We start from the raw sequence: 17,700 nt of genomic DNA, 5'->3' as shown, positions 1-17,700 counted from the left end.
GATGAAGGTGAACAGCCATGCCATCGAGAAATACCTCTGGATGCTGACGAACGGCGCCCAGGCGTCGCAGCCCAGGCCGATGACGAACCTGGCCGATTTCGACGTCGACATCGGCCGCATGGCCGCCGCCGCGCGTGCGGCGGGGGAGGAGGACCTGCTGCGTATCGCCATCGATTCGCTGGTGGCGGACCCGACGGGGCGCATCCACATCTTTTCGGGGCAGATCTACGATTTCAGCGACGACGAACTGGTCGACCTGCTGGGCCATGCGCTGGACACGATCTGGCCCGATCACATCCGCAGCCTGCCGGGCGACGGGGCGCCGATGGAGTTCATTCCGATGTCCGATGCCGAATGGGCGGCGCGGCAGGGCAAGACAGCCTAGGGGGCGTGCATGGCCGATCCAGCCGAAGATCCCGTATTCGACGCCGACGAGATCGGCAGTCTTTTCAAGAAGTCGGCCGCCAGCGGCAACGAGTTCAACTTTGCCTTCGGCCTGGCCTCGAAGCCCGACCTGTGCGGGCTGCTGGTGGATCTGCGCAAGCAGGGATCCGTGCTGAAGAAGCAGTTGAAGGGGTCGTCCAAGGACATCCGCAAGGTCTGTTTCGGCACCTTCACGGTGGTCTCGGGCGATGTGCTGTTCCGGCCGACCAAGCCGCTGAAAGGGCTGGTGAAACAGCTGAAGAAGCGGTTCCGCGACGCCGGGATGATGAAGTACAACCCGGTGATGGTCGACGCGACCGGCGCGCCGATCGACGAGGATTCGCTGCCCGAGCCCGGCGATGACGACGATGACGACGACGCCCCGCCGCCCGCCCCGCCGGGCACCGAGGCCGCCGCGGCGCCCGCCGCCGATCCGGGGCTGAAGGACCGGCTGGTGGCCATACGGGCGCGGATCGAGGCGCTGCCGCGCGACCAGACCGCGCAACTTGTGGCGGCCTTCGGCAAGGCCGTCGCCCTGGTGCGCGACGGCGATCCGGCGGCGGCGGCCACGGTCGAGACGCTGGAGCGGGTGCTGGACCGGATGGCCGCGGCCGCCGAGACGGCGCCGCCCGCCGCCCCGCCGCCCCCGCCCCAGCCCGATGCCGCGGCCCGGATCACGGCGGCGCTGGCCGCGCTGGTGCCGCGCATCCGGGCGCTGCCGTCCGAGGCGCAGGGGCCGCTGGCCCAGGCGGCGCGGGCGGCGCAGGGGCTGATCGCCTCGGGCGACCTGGCGGGGGCGGCGACCGCGATCCGCGCGCTGGCCGCCGCGCTGGCGGGGGCCGAGTCGGGCGCGCCCGCCGATGGCGCGGGCCCCGATCCGGCGGCGCCGCTGGACATCTGGAACGCGGCGAAGGAAGCGACCGATGCGGGGGTCGAGAAGCTGCAGCAGGCGCTGCGCGCGCAGCGGCATCCGGCCACCGACCGCATCGCCGAGTTCGGCCTGGCCGGGCTGAGCGGCGGCGGGGTGCAGACCGCGCTGATGGCATCGCTGATGGGCTATGCCCGGGCGCCCGCCGAGGGGCGCGAGGCGGCGGCGCAGCAGGTGGCCGCGGCGGTGTCGGGGTATCGGGCCTTCCTGTCGGGCAATGCGCTGGTGGCGCTGTGCGACGAAAACCCGTTCGGCGTGGCGCTGGATCTGCGCGGCACGCTGGGCGGCGCGCTGGACCGGATCGAGGCCGCCATCGCGGCCTGATCCCGCCGTGTCAGTCGCCGGGGTGGTGCGGCACCTTGCGCGAGGGGGCGGCGTAGGGGCGGCTGACATCCTCGAGCCGGATTTCCAGCGCCTCGACGCCGAGGGCGATGCTGCCGTCGCCTGCCAGCGTCAGCAGCACCTCGCCCCCGCCCTCCGCGCCGGGGTGCCAGGAGACCGACAGCACCGACAGGACCAGATCGCGGTTGTCGCGCGTGATGCCCTGCGACCGCACCGCCAGCACATCCTCGACCACCAGCAGGCAGCGCACCCGTTCATAGGCCCGCCCTGCCCGTTCGGCCGCCGCGCGGTCTTCCCAGCGGAACCGGCCCAGCAGGACGGCAAAGCGACGGCGGCGGCGATCCCATGTCATCTCGCCCGCGGTCAGCACCGCATCCTGCACCAGTGCCGACAGCACCGGCACATCGGCCGCGTCCTGCGCGATCAGCCGCAGGGGCCGTTCCGCCCCGTCCGCGAACCGCGCGTCGCCGGTCATCCGGGCACCCGTTCGATCAGGGCGCCGACGGCGCGCAGCTTTTCCTCGACCCGCTCATAGCCCCGGTCAAGGTGGTAGACGCGGCTGACCACGGTCTCGCCCTCGGCCGCCAGCGCGGCCAGGATCAGCGACACGCTGGCACGCAGGTCGGTGGCCATCACCGGCGCACCGCGCAGCCGTTCGACGCCGGTGACACGCGCGGTTCCGCCCGACACCTCGATCCGGGCGCCCATGCGCATCAGTTCGGGCGCATGCATGAAGCGGTTCTCGAAGATGCGTTCCTCGAGCACCGAGGTGCCGTCGGCGGTGCAGAGCAGCGCCATCATCTGCGCCTGCAGGTCGGTCGGGAAGCCGGGGAAAGGGGCGGTCGCCACATCGACGGCGCGGACACGGCCGTTGCGGCGCGTGACCTTCAGCCCCTCCTGCGTCTGGGTGACGCTGATGCCCGCCGCGTCCAGCCGTTCGGCGAAGGCCGACACGAGGTCCATGCGGCCGCCGAGGCATTCCACCTCGCCGCCGCAGATCGCGGGGGCCAGCATGTAGGTGCCAAGCTCGATCCGGTCGGCGACCACGCGATGCGTGGCGCCGCCCAGCGCATCGACCCCCTCGATGGTGATCGTGCCGGTGCCCTCGCCCTCGATCCGGGCGCCCATCCGGCGCAGGCATTGCGCCAGGTCGACGATCTCGGGCTCGCGGGCGGCGTTGCGCAGCTCGGTGGTGCCGCGTGCCAGCGTGGCGGCCATCAGTGCGTTTTCCGTGGCCCCGACGGAGACGATGGGAAATTCGATGACGGCGCCCTTCAGCCGACCGCCCGGCACGCGGGCGTGGACATAGCCGTCGCGCAGATCCATCTCGGCGCCCATGGCCTCGAGCGCCTGGAGGTGCAGGTCGACCGGCCGGGCGCCGATCGCGCAGCCACCGGGCAGGGACACCTCGGCCCGGCCATCGCGCGCCAGCATCGGACCCAGCACCAGGATCGAGGCGCGCATCTTGCGCACGATGTCATAGTCGGCGCGATGGCTGGTCAGCGCGTGGGAGGACAGCGCCAGCACCTGCCCCTGTTGCAGCGCGGCGACCTCGGCCCCGAGCGAGCCCAGAAGCTGGGTCATCGTGCGGATGTCCGACAGGCGCGGCGCGTTGGTCAGCGTCAGCGGCTGGTCGGTCAGCAGCGTGGCCGGCATCAGCGTGAGGCAGGCGTTCTTGGCACCCGCGATGGGGATCTGGCCCGACAGCGCCCCGTTTCCCTTGACCCGTATCGAATCCATGCCTGTGTGCCCCTAGCGGTTGTCCTGCCCATCCGTCCCGTCTTCGGGATCGGCCGTCTTGTCTGCCCGCGCCCTCGCCTGCGCCTTGCGCCGCGCCATGTTGGCCTTGAGCGCGGCCTTCAGGCGATCGGCGCGGGGCGGATCGGCATCGGGCGGGCGCGGCGTGGCCTTGCGGGGGGGGATCGGGTCGGTCATCGCCATCGTTCCTATCGCAGCGGCGCGCGGCGGTCCAGATTGCGCCGGGGGCGGGGGCGGAGGGGCGCCAATTCCGCCCTTGCAAGGCCCGGCGAAGGCGGTTATCTGCGGCAGCGTTCCGGCGGCGACAGGCCCGACGGCAACACCGGCGCTGCGGTAGCTCAGTGGTAGAGCACTCCCTTGGTAAGGGAGAGGTCGAGAGTTCAATCCTCTCTCGCAGCACCATAGATCGGTTCAGGATCGGCCGGAACGGCGCGGGGCGGTCAGGCGTCTGCCGCGTCCGGGATGATATCGCGCGTGTGGCCCGGCAGGTCGGTGTCGGAAAAGAAGTCCGGATGCGCGGCGGCGATCCAGGACAGGGCGCGCAGGATCTCGCGCAGGTGGCGCCGCATCGCCTGCGCGGCGCCTTCCGCGTCGCCGTGCTGCAGGCGGTCCACGATGTCTTCGTGCTGCCGGATCAGCAGTTCCAGCGGCGAGGCATGGGGCAGCGACAGAAGGCGGACACGATCGGTCTGGAAGCGGGCGGCCTCGACGATGCGCCAGGCGTAGTCGCTTTGCACGATATCGGCGATGGCGCGGTGAAAGCCCTCGTCGAAGGTGTTGAACCTGCGGTAGTCCTGGGCGGCCGCCGCCATCTGCTGCTGCGCGATCAGGCCGCGCAGCCCGGCGATCTGGGCGGGCGTCGCCAGCCGCGCGGCATTTCGCGCGATGTCGCTTTCGATGGCCTCGCGCACGAAGCGCGCATTCGCCACCTCGCGCACCGAGATCTTCATGACATAGGTGCCGCGGCTTGGGCGGATCTCGACCAGTCCGGCCTCGGACAGCTTGATGAAGGCCTCGCGCACCGGCTGGCGGCTGACGCCGAAACGGGCGGCGATGTCCTTTTCCGACAGGGCGTCGCCCGGCCGGATCTGCATCTCGACGATGCCCTGCTTCAGGGCGGCGACGATCTGCGGCGCGATGGCTTCCTTGATGCGAAGCAGTCCGTTCATCGCAAAACAATCCTTGTCATGGCCCCTCGCATAAGTAACATACCGGTATGGTGCCATACCGCAAGCGCGCTGTGGCGACCGGACAGCAATGGGGAGGATTGCCATGAGTTCGCAAAGGGGGGGGTTGACCCTCGGACGACGGATGTTCGTGTCATCGGGCGTGGCGGCGCTGGCGATGCCGGCGATTTCGATGCGCGGCTTCGCGCAGGACAAGTTCGTCTGCAAGATCGCCCATACCGAGGGGATCGGAACGCCGATCACCAATGCCTTCGACGCATGGGCCGCGACGCTGAACGAAAAGAGCGGCGGACGTATCGAGGCGCAGCATTTCCCGGCGGCGCAGCTGGGCGGGCTGGCCGAGGCGCTGGAAGGCAGCCGGATCGGCACCATCCAGGTGACGACGGCGGGGCCCGATTCCGAAGAGGCGATCGCGCCCGAGATTGCGGCCTTCGGCGGGGCGCCCGGCTTCATCTACAAGAACGAGGCGCATGTCGATGCCGTGCTGCAGGGCGAACTGGGCCAGCAGTGTTCCGATATCGCCCGCGCCAAGACCGGCGTGGAGTTCGTGGCCTATGGCGAGACCGGGTTCCGCCACATCCTGTCGAAGCGCCCGGTGGGGTCGCTGGCCGATCTGGCGGGGCTGAAGATCCGGGTGCCGCAACTGCGCATCTGGGTGGATTTCTGGACCCTGCTGGGCGCGGCGCCGACACCCCTGCCCTACAGCGAGCAGTATTCGGCCCTGTCGACCGGCATCATCGACGCCATCGATTCGGACGTGTTCTCGATCGTCGGGTTCAAGTTCCATGAACAGGCGAAACACCTGACGCTGACCGGCCACTGGTTCCTGCCCAAGGCCGTGCGGGTGAACGCCGCGTGGCTGGACAGCCTGCCCGAGGACCTGCGGGCGATGTTCCGGGAAACCGCCAGGGAAGCCTTTGCCGAACAGCGCCGGGTCAACCGCGCCATGGCGGCCGAGACGCTGGAACAGCTCAAGGGGCTGGGTGTCGAGGTGCAGGCGCTGCCGGCCTCGGAGCTGACGGCCATGGAGGAAAAGACGGCACAGCTGTTCGACGAGTTCGGGTCCAAGAGCCCCGAGACCGCCGAGATGATCCAGAAGATCCGCGCGCTGGGCTGAGAACGGAACGATGGAAGGTCAGGAAAGGGCGGAGGCCGCACCGGTGGGTGCGGCTTCCGGTGTGACGGCAACCCGTCTGGCCACCGGGCTCGACAGGGTGCTGGAGACGTTCTGCGTGATCGCGCTGCTCGTGGCGGTGGGGGTATCCTGCCTGCAGGTGGTGCTGCGCTATGTGTTCAAGGCCGGTCTGCCCTGGCCCGAGGAACTGGCGACCTGGGTCTTTGCCTGGGCGGTGTTCGTGGGCATGGCGGTGGCGACCAGCCGCGACGCCCATATCTCGATCGACGTCGTGCTGCGCCTGCTGCCAGAGGGGCCGCGCGCGCGGCTGGTGCTGTTCAACCGGGCGGTGATGGCCGCCGCCAGCATCGTGCTGGTGATTCACGGCATGGATTATGTCAGCCGCGCGATTGCCGCGTCGCCCGCGCTGCAATTGCCGATGAAGTATTTCTTTCTGGCGGTGCCGGTGGGCGGGGCGCTGAACCTGCTGTTCCTGGCCTGGCCCTCGGCGGGGCGCAGCCTGACGCAGGGCCTGGTCGTGCTGGCTGGCGGCATCCTGATCTATCTGGCGATCCGCCATGGCGCATCCAGCCTCTATGGCGAGAGCGGCAGCGCCATCGTGCTGGTGATCGTGGGGATCGTGGCCATCATCATCGGCGTGCCGGTGGCCTTTGCGCTGGCCTTCGGGGCCTTTGCCGCCTTCGCGCCGCTGAGCCAGGTGCTGCTGGTCACCATCTCGCAGAACATGGGCGCGTCGCTGAACTCGTTCACGCTGCTGGCGATTCCGTTCTTCATCCTGGCTGCGGCGGTGATGAACGCTGGCGGCATCACGCCGCGCCTTGTGGATCTGGCGATGCAGCTTGTGGGCCACCTGCGGGGCGGCCTGGGGCAGGCCAATGTCATCACCAACACCATGCTGGCGGGCGTGTCGGGGTCGTCCACGGCGGACGCCTCGACGATCGCCAAGCTGATGGTGCCCGAAATGGCGGCGCGCGGCTATCCGCGCCCGTTCAGCGCCGCACTGACCGCCGCCGCCTCGACGCTGGCGAACCTGATCCCGCCCAGCCTGGGGCTGATCATCTATGCGGCGCTGGCCTCGGTGTCGGTGGGGGCGCTGTTCGTGGCCACCATCGTTCCCGGCCTGATGGTGGCCGCGACGCTCATGCTCGTGGTGTCCGTGATGTCGCGCAACCGCGGATATGGCGGCGACATGCCCAAGGCCGGGCTGCGCCAGCGCCTCGGGTCGCTGGGCCTTGCGGTGCCTGCCCTGATCCTGCCCGCGATCATCGTGGGGGGCGTGCGGTTCGGCGTCTTCACCGCGACCGAGGCCGGGGTCATCGCCTTCATCTATGCGCTGCTGTGCGGATCGCTGCTGTATCGCAAGCTGACGCCCGGCAACCTGCTGGCGGCGATCCGCGAATCGATGCTGGACACGGTGGTGATCGTGATCATCATCGCCGCGGCGGCGCCCTTTGCCTGGGTGCTGGCCTTCGAGCAGGTGCCGCAGAAGATCGCGCAGCAGCTTGGCGGGCTGGTCGCGCAACCGCATCTGCTGATGCTCGCCATCCTCTTGTTCCTGCTGGTCGTCGGCCTGTTCATGGAGATGATCGCGGCCCTGGTCATCCTGGTGCCGATCCTGGTGCCGCTGGTCAAGGCGGCGGGCGGCGACCCCATCCAGTTCGGCATTGTCATCGTGATGAGCCTGGTCATCGGCGCCCTGACGCCACCGCTCGGGGTGCTGGTCTTTACCACCGCCCGGGTCGGCGGGGCGGGCCAGACCGAGACCTTCCGCGCCATCATTCCCTTCGTCCTGGCGATGATCGCGGTCCTGCTGGTCATCACCTATGTCCCGGCGCTGACACTGGTGCCGGTGTCCCTGTTCGGGCCGTGACCGGCCCGGTATCCGCGAAAGGCCCTGCCGTGAACAAGACCCGCATCGCAATCGTCGGCCTTGGCATGGCGGTGACGCCCCATGCCCGTGGCCTGATGGACCTGTCCGGAACCGTCGAGGTCGTCCATGCCTTCAGCCCCAGCGCGGCGCGGCGTGCGGCCTTTGCCGAGCGTTTTCCCTTTCCGCCGTGCGACAGCCTTGAGCGCATCCTCGACGATGACCGCGTCGAGGCGGTGGCGGTGTTTTCCCCGGCCAACACGCATTGCGACATCGCCATGCGCTGCGCGGCGGCAGGCAAGCATGTGCTGATGGAAAAGCCGCTGGACATCACCACCGCCCGGGCCGAGGCGCTGGTGCGGGCCTGCCGGGATGCCGGGGTGACGCTGGGCGTGGTGCTGCAGCACCGGTTCCGCCCGGCGGGCATGGCGCTGGCCGATATCCTGCGCGAGGGCACGCTGGGCCGGATCGTCGGCTGTTCCACCACCATCCGGCTGTGGCGTCCGCAGAGCTATTATGACGAACCCGGGCGCGGCAGCTTTGCGCGCGACGGCGGCGGGGTGCTGATCTCGCAGGGGATCCACACGCTCGACCTGATGCTGAGCCTGGCCGGGCCGGTGGCCGAGGTGACGGGCTTTGCCACCACCACCACGGTTCACCGCATGGAAACCGAGGACATGGTCTGCGCCGCCGCGCGCTTTGCCTGCGGCGCCTTCGGCACCATCGACGCGACGACCGCCGCCTATCCGGGCTTTGCCGAGGAAATCGTGCTGACCTGCGAAGGGGGCACCGCCCTGCTGCGCGGGACCGAACTGCTGGTGCAGTTTCACGACGGGCGGCGGGTGGCGATCGAACCCGACCGGTCGGCGGGCGGCACCGGCGCCGACCCGATGGCCTTTCCGCATGACTACCACCGCGCCGTCATGGCAGACTTCACCGATGCCATCCGCAGCGGCCGGGCGCCGCGGGTGACGGGCGACGAGGCGCTGCGCGTCCACCGCCTGATCGACGCGCTGATCGAGACCGGGCGCAGCGGCCATCCGGTGCGGGTGGCGCCATGACCGGGCGGCCGCTGCGCTTTGCCGCCATCGGGCTCGACCACCGCCACATCTATCACATGGTGGGCGAGATGATCGCGGCGGGCGCCGAATGCGCGGGCTACTGCCCCCGGACCAGCGACGCCCGCGTGCTGGAGGGGTTCCGCGAACGGTTCCCGCAGATCGTGCCGGTGGACCGCGAACGGCTGTTCGACGACCCGTCGATCGACATCGTGGCCTGCGCCGCCATCCCCTGCGACCGACCGGCCATCGCGATCCGCGCGATGCTGGCGGGCAAGGACGTGATGGTGGACAAGCCCGGCGCCACCGCGCTGGACCAGGTGGAGGCCATCGCGGCCACCGCGCGCGATACCGGGCGGATATTCTCGATCTGCTTCTCCGAACGTTTCGTCGTGCGCGCCTGCGAGGCTGCCAGCCGCCTTGTGGCATCGGGCGCCATCGGCCGGGTGATCCAGACCACCGGGCTGGGGCCGCACCGGCTGAACCGCGCGATCCGGCCCGCGTGGTTCTTCCGGCCCGACGCCTTCGGCGGCATCCTGACCGACATCGCCTCGCACCAGATCGACCAGTTCATCCACTACACCGGCGCCCGGGATGCCCGGGTGGTTTCGGCCTTCGTGGCGAACCGGGGTGTGCCGGATGTGCCGGAATTCCAGGATTATGGCGAGATCCTGCTGCGGTCCGAAGGTGCGGCGGGCTTTGTGCGCGTCGACTGGTTCACGCCGGACGGGCTGCCGACCTGGGGCGACGGGCGGCTGTTCCTGCTGGGAACCGAGGGCAGCATCGAATTGCGCAAGTATCTCGACATCGCGGGACGGGCCGGCGCCGACCACCTGTTCCTGACCGACCGCCACGGCACCCGCCATATCGACGCCAGCGGCGAGGACCTGACCTATTTCCGCAACTTCCTGCATGACGTGCGCCACCGCAGCGCCACGGCGATGCCCGAGGGGCACGCGCTGGCCGTCACCCGGCTGGCGATCGGCGCGCAGGCGCTGGCATCGGGGGCCTGAGTCACCCGGCGGGGCGGGGTTGCGGCGCGCTGCGCGCCACCGCCGCAAGCTCGTGGTCCAGCCGCGCCGCCTCGGCCGCGCGGGGCCGCGACAGCCCGGCCAGCAGGCGATACACAACCGGTGTCAGGTACAGCGTCGCCACCGTCGCAAGCCCCAGCCCCCCCACGATGATCCAGCCCAGCGCCACCCGCGCCTCGGCCCCGGCGCCCGAGGCATAGACCAGCGGCAGGCCGCCCAGCACGGTCGAGGCCATGGTCATCATCACCGGACGCAGACGTATGGCACAGGCCTCCTCGATGGCCGCGCGCACGTCGCGGCCCGCGTCGCGCAGCTGGTCGGCGAACTCGACGATCAGGATGCCGTTCTTGGCCATCACCCCGACCAGCAGCACCAGCCCGATCTGCGAATAGACGTTCATGCTGCCACCGGTCAGCGCCAGCGCGAAGATTGCGCAGGCCAGCCCCAGGGGCACCGTGGCCATCACGATCACCGCCGACACCACGCTTTCGAACTGGGCGGCAAGCACCAGGAACACGATCAGGATGGCAAAGCCGAAGGTGATCATCAGCCCCGACGAGGTTTCCGTCAGCGTCGCGGCCTCGGCCAGCGGCACGATCCGCATCGACGGGTCCAGCACCTCGGCCGCGACGGCCTGCACCTCGGCCAGCGCGTCGCCCAGCGACAGGTCCGCCGTCAGCCCTGCCGTGATCTCGACCGCGCGCAGCTGGCTTTCGCGGCCCAGTTCCGGCGCGACGGCACGTTCCTCCAGCCGGACGAAGGTGGAAATCGGGATCATCTCGCCGCCCGAGGCGCGGACGAAGATGCGGTCCAGGTCGCCCGGATCGTCCACCGGATCGGCGGTCGAGACCAGCTTCACGTCAAAGGCGCGTTCGCCCACGAAGACCTGCGCCACCGTGCGGCCATCCAGCACGGCCTGCAGCGCCTCACCCAGACCCTCGATGGCCACGCCCAGGTCGGCGGCACGCTCGCGATCGACCTCGATGAACAGCTGCGCCTGCGTCGTCTCGTAGTTCAGGCGCACCTGGCCCATGCGGGGGTCGGCCTCCAGCCGGTCGACCAGCGCCTGCGCGGCGGGTCCCAGCGCCTCGTAGGTGCCGCCGGCGACGGCAAAGGTCAGCCCCCGCCCGGCGCCCCGGATGCCCAGCGAGTTGGGTTGGATCACGAAGGCCCGTGCGCCGATGACCGGCGCGATGCGGCGGTTGATCTCGGCCACGATCTCCTGCTGGCCGCGGTCGCGTTCGCCCCAGGTGGCCAGGGTCAGCACCATGAAGCCCCGGTTCGACCGGCCGCCGGACCCGGCGATGGCGAAGACATTCGTCACCTCGCCCGAGGCGACCAGCGGGGCGATGGAATCCTCGAGCAGCCGCATCTGCGCATCGGTGTATTCCAGCGACACACCCTGCGGCGTGGTCACGCTGAGCAGCGCCAGCGACCGATCCTCGCGCGGTGTCAGTTCCTGCCGGATGCCGCCCGCCATGAAGACGGCGGTGGCCGCGAACAGCGCCGCGACCAGCACCACGACCAGCGGATTGGCCAGCGCGCCCCGCAGCGTCATCAGGTAGAACCCGGTCAGGGCGTCGCCGAACCGGTCGCCCAGGCCGGGCCGGGCGGCGACCCGCGCCGGGCCCAGCAGCCGGCTGGCCAGCACCGGGCAGAGCGACAGCGCCACCATCGACGACAGCGTGACCGAAATCGCCAGCGTGAAGCCGAATTCGCGGAACAGCCCGCCGGTCTGGCCGGGCAGGAAGGACAGCGGCACGAACACCGCCGCCAGTGTGGCCGTCGTGGTGATCACCGCAAAGAACACCTGCCGCGTGCCCAGCACCGCCGCGGCGCGCGGGCCCATGCCTTCGGCCCGGCGGCGGACGATGTTTTCCAGCACCACGATGGCGTCATCCACCACCATGCCGGTCGCCAGCACCAGCGCCAGCAGCGTCAGCACGTTCACGCTGAACCCCGCCAGCCAGATCGCCGCAAGCGTGCCGACCAGCGCGACCGGCAGCGTCGCCGCCGGGATCAGCGTGGCGCGCCAGTCGCGCAGGAACAGGAAGATCACCGCCACCACGATCGCCGCCGCAAGGCCCAGCGAGAACGCCACCTCGCGGATCGCCCCGGTCACGAAGACCGCATCGTCCGAGGTCACGAAGATGTCCACGCCGGCGGGCAGCACCGGGCGCAGGTCATCCACCGCCGCGCGCACCGCCTGCGAGATCGACAGCGTGTTCGACTGCGCCGCGCGGATGATGCCCAGCCCCACCCCCGCCTCGCCGTTGGCGCGCAGCACGCTGGCGCCGGGGGCGGCCCCCAGCGTCACCCGCGCCACATCGCCAAGGCGCACGCCGGGGGCCACCGGCAGCGCCTCGAACTGGACCGGCGTGGTCACGGCGGCAGTGGTGCGCACCACGATCGACTGGTCGGGCGATGACAGCGCCCCCGCCGGGGCGTCGAAGGCCACGTCCCGCAGGGCGCCGCGGATGTCGGCCAGGGTCAGGCCGCGCGCGGCCATCTGCATCAGATCGACGTCGACGCGATAGACCTCGGACCGTTCGCCGAAGATCTGCACGTCCGCGACCCCCGGCGCCGACAGCAGCCGGTCGATCACGTCGTCATTGACGATCTGGCTCAGCACCTCGGGCGTCAGGGTGGCCGATGTCACGGCCAGCCGCATCACCGCCTCGGCATTCGCATCGGCCTTGACGACACGCGGATCCTCGACCCCGGCGGGCAGGCTGTTGCGGATGCGCGCGATGTTGTCGCGGGCGTCCGCCGCCGCGACATCCAGTTCGACACCGTCGGCGAACTCCACCGTCACGCGGCTGTTGCCGAAGCGCGAGGCCGAGCTGATGGATTTCACCCCGGCGATGCGGCCCGCCGCACCCTCGATCACGCCGGTCACCTCGCGGTCGACGGTCTCGGGGGCCGCGCCCGGGAAATCGGTGGCGATGGTGACCACGGGCCGGTCGACGTCGGGCAGTTCGCGCACCTCGGCGCCGATCAGCCCGGCGACGCCGGCGATCGCCACCAGCACGTTCAGCACGATCGCAAGGATCGGGCGGCGCACGAAAAGCGCGGGCCCGCTGCGCCCGGCCTCGACCGCATCCTCGGCTGCGCTCATGTGCGCGGCCCCGGCAGCGCGGCCTGCGCCGCCGACAGCACCGACGTCACCTCGGCGCCCGGCCGCAGCGACTGGACGCCCTCGCGCACCACCAGATCGCCCGGCAGGAAATCGGCGCGCACCAGAACCGCATCGGCGTTGCGCTGGATGATCTGCACCGCCAGCCGCTGCGCCCGGCCGTCGCGCACGATCCAGACGAAGGCCCCCGACGTGCCCCATTGCAGCGCCAGCGGCGGCACCGAGGGCAGACGCTCGCCCGCCACCTCGAACCCGATCTCGAACGCCATCCCGGCGCGGAACTGGTCATCGGCGTTGTCGATGGCCGCCTGCAGGCGCAGCGTGCGGCTGGCCGGGTCCACCCGGTTGTCCAGCGCCGAGATGATCCCTTCGGCCGAGGCGTCGGACCGTGCCAGCGCCCGCGCCTGCACCCTGTCACCCGCCGCGATGCGCCCGACGAACCGTTCCGGCACGCGGAAATCGACCAGCAGGCGCGCCCGGTCGTCGATCCGGGCGATTTCGGTGCCGGGGGTCACCGGTTGGCCGACCTCGACATCCAGCAGCCCGACCCAGCCGCCGATCGGCGCCCGGATCACCCGGCGGTCGAGGTCGTAATCGGCCTGCCGCAGCCGCAGTTCGGCCTGCCGCAGCACCAGTTCCGCCTCGCGGATCTGGATCTCGGTCGCGCTGCCGGTCGATTGCAGGCGCGCCACGCGGTCATAGCGGTCGCGCGCGTCGACCAGCATCAGGTCGGCCTGGGCCAGCGCGATATCCTCGGCCTCGCGCTCCAGTTCCACCAGCACGGTGCCCGGCTCGATCCGGGCGCCCGGGCTGACGGCCAGCCGGACGATCCGGCCGGACACCTCGGGCGAGACGGCGACGCTTCGCTGCGCCTGCGCGGTGCCGATGGCGGCCACCCGGTCGCCCGCCTGCGAGAACCCGGGCGCCTCGGCGACCACGGTCGCGCCGCCGCGCTGTCCGCCGGCGGCGGCGGCGGGCGCCGGGGCCGCCTCTTCCGGCACCAGCCCGGCGGATCGCAGCGGGCCGAGCACCCCCAGCCGGTCAAGCCAGGCGTGCGAGGCAGGAACATGGCGCGCCCAGATCACGGCGGCCACCGCCGCGACCACGCAAGCCAACAGCACCTGTCTGAGGATCGCCAGCATCCCTACTCCCTGCCCTTGCCCCTGGCGCGAACCATAGCGCCCGAAGCCCCGTCGCACAGCGGGTTTTCACACAACCGCCACCGATGGTGCCGCACGTTGCATCACGAAGGGGTGAAATGCCGCGCCACCGGGCGTATAGTCGGCGATCCGGTCATCCGCGCCCCGCCTCCAGCACCGCCAGATGTGCCCGGAACGCAGGCTGCGCCATCAGCGCGCGGCAACGGGCAAAGCGGCCGTCCGCATAGGCGCGGAAATCGTCGGCCGGATTGCCGTTCGCCAGCTGGATAAGCCCCCACAGCGTCCAGAGCAGATCGCACATCGCCTTGCTGATCACCATCCGCGCCCGGTCGGCGGGCGGGGGCGGGCCGTCGAAATAGGCCGCCAGCATGGCCTCGTCCTGACCCGCGTCAAACCCGGCCTCGACCGAAAGGTCGCCCAGATCCCACATCGGATCGTTCATGCCCGAATATTCCCAGTCGACGATCCACATCCGGTCGCCGGTATCCAGAAAGTTCTCGCACAGCGGGTCGCAATGGCAGGGCACGGCCGCCACGGGGTCGCGCGCCAGCGCCGCCCGCACCGCCCCGGCCTCGTCCACCACCGCGTGATAGCCATCGGGAAGGGCCACGTCCCGGCCCGACAGCAGGCGCAGATAGTCGTCGATCATCCCGAACAGGTCGAACCGTGCCGGAAACCGCTGGCCGGACCGGTGCAATTGCCGCAGCGCCCGGGCCGCGCGGGCGGGTGCGCCGGGGCGCAGGCGGAACGCCTCGGGCGTCATCGTCACCGCGCCGGGCACGAAGCGTGTCACCATCAGCCCGCTGGCCGCGTCCACATGCAGCACCTCGGGCGACACGCCCGCCGCCGCCGCCGACCGCGCCGCCTCCGCCTCATGCGCGCGGTCGATGTATTCGGCCGTGCCCTCGCCCGGCACCCGCAGGATCGCGTCACCCAGCCGATAGACCCGGTTGGTCAGCCCGCCCAGGCGCTGCGCCTCGCCCTGCCAGCCCGCCAGCGCCGGAATGCGCGCCGCGATCGCCGCGACATCGTCCTGCATGCGCCACTCCTGCCGTTGCCTTCCGGCGGACTGTGCCGCAACCTCGGCCCCGGGGAAAGCACGGAGTCCGCGATGAACAGGGCAGACGGTCGGCACGAGGGGCATCTGGGCGCGGTCTATGACGCCAGGGCGCCCGATGAGGTGGCCGCGCTCTATGACGGCTGGGCCGCGACCTATGACGCCGAGATGGCCCGCGCGGGCTATCGCCACCCTTCGGTCGGGCTGGCGCTGCTGGCCCGGCACGCGCCGCGCGGCACCGGGCCGGTGCTGGACGCGGGCTGCGGCACCGGGCTGCTGGGCGACTGGCTGGGGATCCTCGGCTTTGCGCCGGTCGAGGGGCTGGACCTGTCCGAGGGGATGCTGGCCGTCGCCCGGCAGAAAGGCAGCTATGCCCGGCTGCACCGGCTGGCACTGGGGGGCCCCCTGCCCTTTGCCGACGGCCATTTCGGCGCGACCATCTCGACCGGGGTGTTCACCACCGGCCATGTCGGGGCCGAGGGGCTGGCCGAACTCGTGCGCATCACCCGGCCCGGCGGGACGATCGTGCTGACCGTCAAGACAACGCTCTGGGAGGCCGGGTTCGCGGCCGCGCTGCATGCCATGCCGGGCCTGACCGTGGTCGAGACGACCGCCCCCTATGTCTCGATGCCGGGCGAGACGGGGACGGTGCCGTCACTCGCCCTGGCCGCCCTGCGCAAGGACCAGCGCGGTTCCTGACGCGGCCATCGCGGCGGCGATCGCGGGCGGCGGCGCCCGGTCGGTCACCATCTCGTCGATCCGGTCGAAGCCCGCGACCCGGACCAGCCCGCGCCGCCCGAACTTGGAGGCATCGGTCACCACCAGCCTGCGCTCGGCGCAATCCAGCATCGCACGGGCAAACTCGGCCTCCTGCATGTCGAAATCCATCACCCCGCTGGCATCGACAGCCCCGGCCGAGATGATCGCGTGCTGGGCCGCGAAGCTTCGGACGAACGCCAGCGCCGAGGCACCCAGCGCGGCACCGGAATCGCCGCGCAGCTCGCCCCCCGCCATGAACACGCGGTTGCCGTTCACCGTGGCCAGGGTGCGGGCGATGTCGGAGGAATTGGTCACGACGGTCAGCCGCCGGTGCCCCAGCAGTTCGCGCGCGACAAAGCTCGTGGTCGTGCCGGTGTCCAGCATCAGCGACTCGCCATCGCCCACCCGCGCCGCCAGCGCCCGCGCGATGGCGCGCTTGGCCGCCGCGTTCTCGCGCATCCGGCGGTCGAACGGCGCCTCGCCGATCCGCCCGGCCAGGCCCACGGCCCCATGCACCCGCACCGCCGCCCCGGCCTCGACCAGCGCGCGGATGTCGCGCCGCGCGGTTTCGGCCGACACGCCCAGGTCGCGCGACAGCGCCGCGACCGACAGCGACCCATGCGCCTCGAGCAGTTTCAGGATCGCCCCATGCCGTTTGGTCAGCATCGCCCAAGGCCCGTGTCATGTGGATAGTTCCCGATACTCTGCCCGTTTCATCGCGCGAATACAAACAAACGGGCAGGAAATCCGCAAATTGCCGGAATCATCGTTGACAGGTGCCCGATGTCGGCGCGTTACTTGGGGACAGACGAACGGCACAGGGGCGGGCCGCCCCACCGCATGTCGGAACTGTCCCACAGGCCGCGCCGCGGCCCCCTCCAACCGCAGGAGTGACCGATGCGCCTGACCCTTCCCAGCCTCGCCGCCGTGCTGCTCGCCTCGACCGCGATGGCGCAGGAATCCGCAGACCCGATCAAGCTGACGCTGCACGACTGGACCGGACAGCTGATCACCACCCAGCTCATGGGCGAGGTGCTGAAGAAGGCGGGCTACAACGTCGAATATGTCCAGGCCGACTATCTGGCGCAGTTCGCGGGTCTGGAAACCGGCGACCTGCATGTCGCGATGGAGATCTGGGAAACCACCGGGCGCGAGGCGATGGATGCGGCAACCGCGACGGGCAATGTCACGGTTCTGGGCCCCACCGGCATGCAGGCGAAAGAGGAATGGTGGTATCCCGCCTACATGAAGCAGATCTGCCCCGGCCTGCCGAACTGGCTGGCGCTGAAGGATCCGGCCTGCGCCGAGGCCTTCTCGACGCCCGAGACCGCGCCCAAGGGCCGCTACCTGGGCGGGCCCGTCACCTGGGGCGGGTTCGACGAGGAACGGATCGAGGCGCTGGACCTGCCGTTCGAGGTGATCCACGCGGGCACCGACGCGGCGCTGTTCGCGGAGCTGGAAAGCGCCTACCAGCGCCAGGCGCCCATCGTGCTCTGGGTCTACGCGCCGCACTGGGCCCCCGCGAAATTCGAGGGCGAATGGGTCGAGTTCCCGGAATACACCGCCGAATGCTACAGCGACCCCGCCTGGGGCGAGAACCCCGACGCGGCCTATGACTGCGGCAAGCCCTTCGGCGAGATCTGGAAGGTCGGCTGGAGCGGGATCAAGGACAAGTGGCCGGGTGCGCAGAAGGCGATCGAGGCCTTCACCATCGACAACACCGAGATGGGCGCGATGATCACCGAGGTCGACCTGAACGGCAAGACCGTGGATGCCGTGGTCGCCGACTGGATGGCGGCGAACGAGGCGCGCTGGCAGGGCTGGATCGCCCGCTGACCGTCCCCGGCCCCCGTTCCCAG

The 17,700-nt window shown here is 70.7% G+C and carries 16 protein-coding genes and 1 tRNA gene; 9 read left to right on the top strand and 8 right to left on the bottom strand.

Annotated features, from left to right (window positions below):
* The first annotated feature begins 1 nt into the window (after position 1).
* A complete protein-coding gene (locus KF887_10260) occupies positions 2–385 on the top strand; it encodes a hypothetical protein (GenBank protein QYK39858.1) in 384 nt (127 codons plus the stop codon).
* A gap of 9 nt (positions 386–394) precedes the next feature.
* Positions 395–1,675, top strand: coding sequence for a hypothetical protein (locus KF887_10255; GenBank protein QYK39857.1), 1,281 nt, complete (start codon positions 395–397; stop codon positions 1,673–1,675).
* 10 nt (positions 1,676–1,685) lie between these two features.
* Here the strand turns inward: KF887_10255 and KF887_10250 are convergent, their stop codons facing one another.
* From KF887_10250 to KF887_10240, 3 genes are read right to left on the bottom strand one after another with little or no spacing between them, the layout of a single operon-like run.
* Positions 1,686–2,168 carry a DUF2948 family protein gene (locus tag KF887_10250; GenBank protein QYK39856.1) on the bottom strand — a complete coding sequence of 161 codons (483 nt, stop codon included), beginning with the start codon at positions 2,166–2,168 and terminating at the stop codon, positions 1,686–1,688.
* On the bottom strand, positions 2,165–3,433 hold the full coding sequence (murA, locus tag KF887_10245; protein ID QYK39855.1) for a UDP-N-acetylglucosamine 1-carboxyvinyltransferase: 1,269 nt from the start codon (positions 3,431–3,433) through the stop codon (positions 2,165–2,167). The genes KF887_10250 and murA overlap by 4 nt, the downstream gene beginning before the upstream one ends.
* Before the next feature lie 12 nt (positions 3,434–3,445).
* A complete protein-coding gene (locus tag KF887_10240; GenBank protein ID QYK39854.1) occupies positions 3,446–3,628 on the bottom strand; it encodes a hypothetical protein in 183 nt (60 codons plus the stop codon).
* A 150-nt stretch (positions 3,629–3,778) separates the two neighbouring features.
* Between KF887_10240 and KF887_10235 the strand changes: the two genes are divergently transcribed.
* Positions 3,779–3,853: transfer RNA gene (locus KF887_10235), tRNA-Thr, on the top strand.
* A gap of 38 nt (positions 3,854–3,891) precedes the next feature.
* On the opposite strand, the gene KF887_10230 is transcribed toward KF887_10235, so the two are convergent.
* Positions 3,892–4,620, bottom strand: a complete 729-nt coding sequence (locus KF887_10230; protein ID QYK39853.1) for a GntR family transcriptional regulator — start codon at positions 4,618–4,620, stop codon at positions 3,892–3,894.
* A 103-nt stretch (positions 4,621–4,723) separates the two neighbouring features.
* Here KF887_10230 and KF887_10225 point away from each other — a divergent pair, with 103 nt between their 5' ends.
* From KF887_10225 to KF887_10210, 4 genes are read left to right on the top strand one after another with little or no spacing between them, the layout of a single operon-like run.
* Complete coding sequence (locus KF887_10225; protein QYK39852.1) at positions 4,724–5,755, top strand: TRAP transporter substrate-binding protein; 1,032 nt, start codon at positions 4,724–4,726, stop codon at positions 5,753–5,755.
* A gap of 43 nt (positions 5,756–5,798) precedes the next feature.
* The gene (locus KF887_10220; protein QYK39851.1) at positions 5,799–7,643 is read left to right on the top strand and encodes a TRAP transporter large permease subunit; all 1,845 of its coding nucleotides are present in this window, start codon (positions 5,799–5,801) and stop codon (positions 7,641–7,643) included.
* A 29-nt stretch (positions 7,644–7,672) separates the two neighbouring features.
* Positions 7,673–8,701 carry a Gfo/Idh/MocA family oxidoreductase gene (locus KF887_10215; GenBank protein QYK39850.1) on the top strand — a complete coding sequence of 343 codons (1,029 nt, stop codon included), beginning with the start codon at positions 7,673–7,675 and terminating at the stop codon, positions 8,699–8,701.
* Positions 8,698–9,711: a Gfo/Idh/MocA family oxidoreductase gene (locus KF887_10210; GenBank protein ID QYK39849.1), complete on the top strand. Its 1,014-nt coding sequence runs from the start codon at positions 8,698–8,700 to the stop codon at positions 9,709–9,711. Before KF887_10215 ends, KF887_10210 begins: the two co-directional genes overlap by 4 nt.
* 1 nt (position 9,712) lies before the next feature.
* Here KF887_10210 and KF887_10205 read toward each other — a convergent pair whose 3' ends face one another.
* From KF887_10205 to KF887_10195, 3 genes are all read right to left on the bottom strand, one after another.
* A complete protein-coding gene (locus tag KF887_10205) occupies positions 9,713–12,847 on the bottom strand; it encodes an efflux RND transporter permease subunit (GenBank protein QYK39848.1) in 3,135 nt (1,044 codons plus the stop codon).
* Entirely contained in the window at positions 12,844–14,007 is a 1,164-nt protein-coding gene (locus KF887_10200) for an efflux RND transporter periplasmic adaptor subunit (protein ID QYK39847.1), read from the bottom strand. The genes KF887_10205 and KF887_10200 overlap by 4 nt, the downstream gene beginning before the upstream one ends.
* A gap of 151 nt (positions 14,008–14,158) precedes the next feature.
* On the bottom strand, positions 14,159–15,064 hold the full coding sequence (locus tag KF887_10195; protein ID QYK39846.1) for a phosphotransferase: 906 nt from the start codon (positions 15,062–15,064) through the stop codon (positions 14,159–14,161).
* A 72-nt stretch (positions 15,065–15,136) separates the two neighbouring features.
* On the opposite strand from KF887_10195, the gene KF887_10190 reads away from it, so the two are divergent.
* On the top strand, positions 15,137–15,781 hold the full coding sequence (locus tag KF887_10190; GenBank protein QYK39845.1) for a class I SAM-dependent methyltransferase: 645 nt from the start codon (positions 15,137–15,139) through the stop codon (positions 15,779–15,781).
* Here KF887_10190 and KF887_10185 read toward each other — a convergent pair.
* Positions 15,737–16,507, bottom strand: a complete 771-nt coding sequence (locus tag KF887_10185; protein QYK39844.1) for a DeoR/GlpR transcriptional regulator — start codon at positions 16,505–16,507, stop codon at positions 15,737–15,739. The two genes, KF887_10190 and KF887_10185, sit on opposite strands and share 45 nt — an antisense overlap.
* Before the next feature lie 231 nt (positions 16,508–16,738).
* Here KF887_10185 and KF887_10180 point away from each other — a divergent pair, with 231 nt between their 5' ends.
* On the top strand, positions 16,739–17,677 hold the full coding sequence (locus KF887_10180; GenBank protein QYK39843.1) for an ABC transporter substrate-binding protein: 939 nt from the start codon (positions 16,739–16,741) through the stop codon (positions 17,675–17,677).
* Positions 17,678–17,700 lie beyond the last annotated feature (23 nt).

This window comes from Paracoccaceae bacterium (assembly GCA_019454225.1).
In the GTDB taxonomy this organism is placed as follows: Bacteria; Pseudomonadota; Alphaproteobacteria; order Rhodobacterales; family Rhodobacteraceae.
The sequence above is the reverse complement of the archived record's forward strand: the minus strand, read 5'-3'. Positions and strand labels throughout refer to the sequence as shown.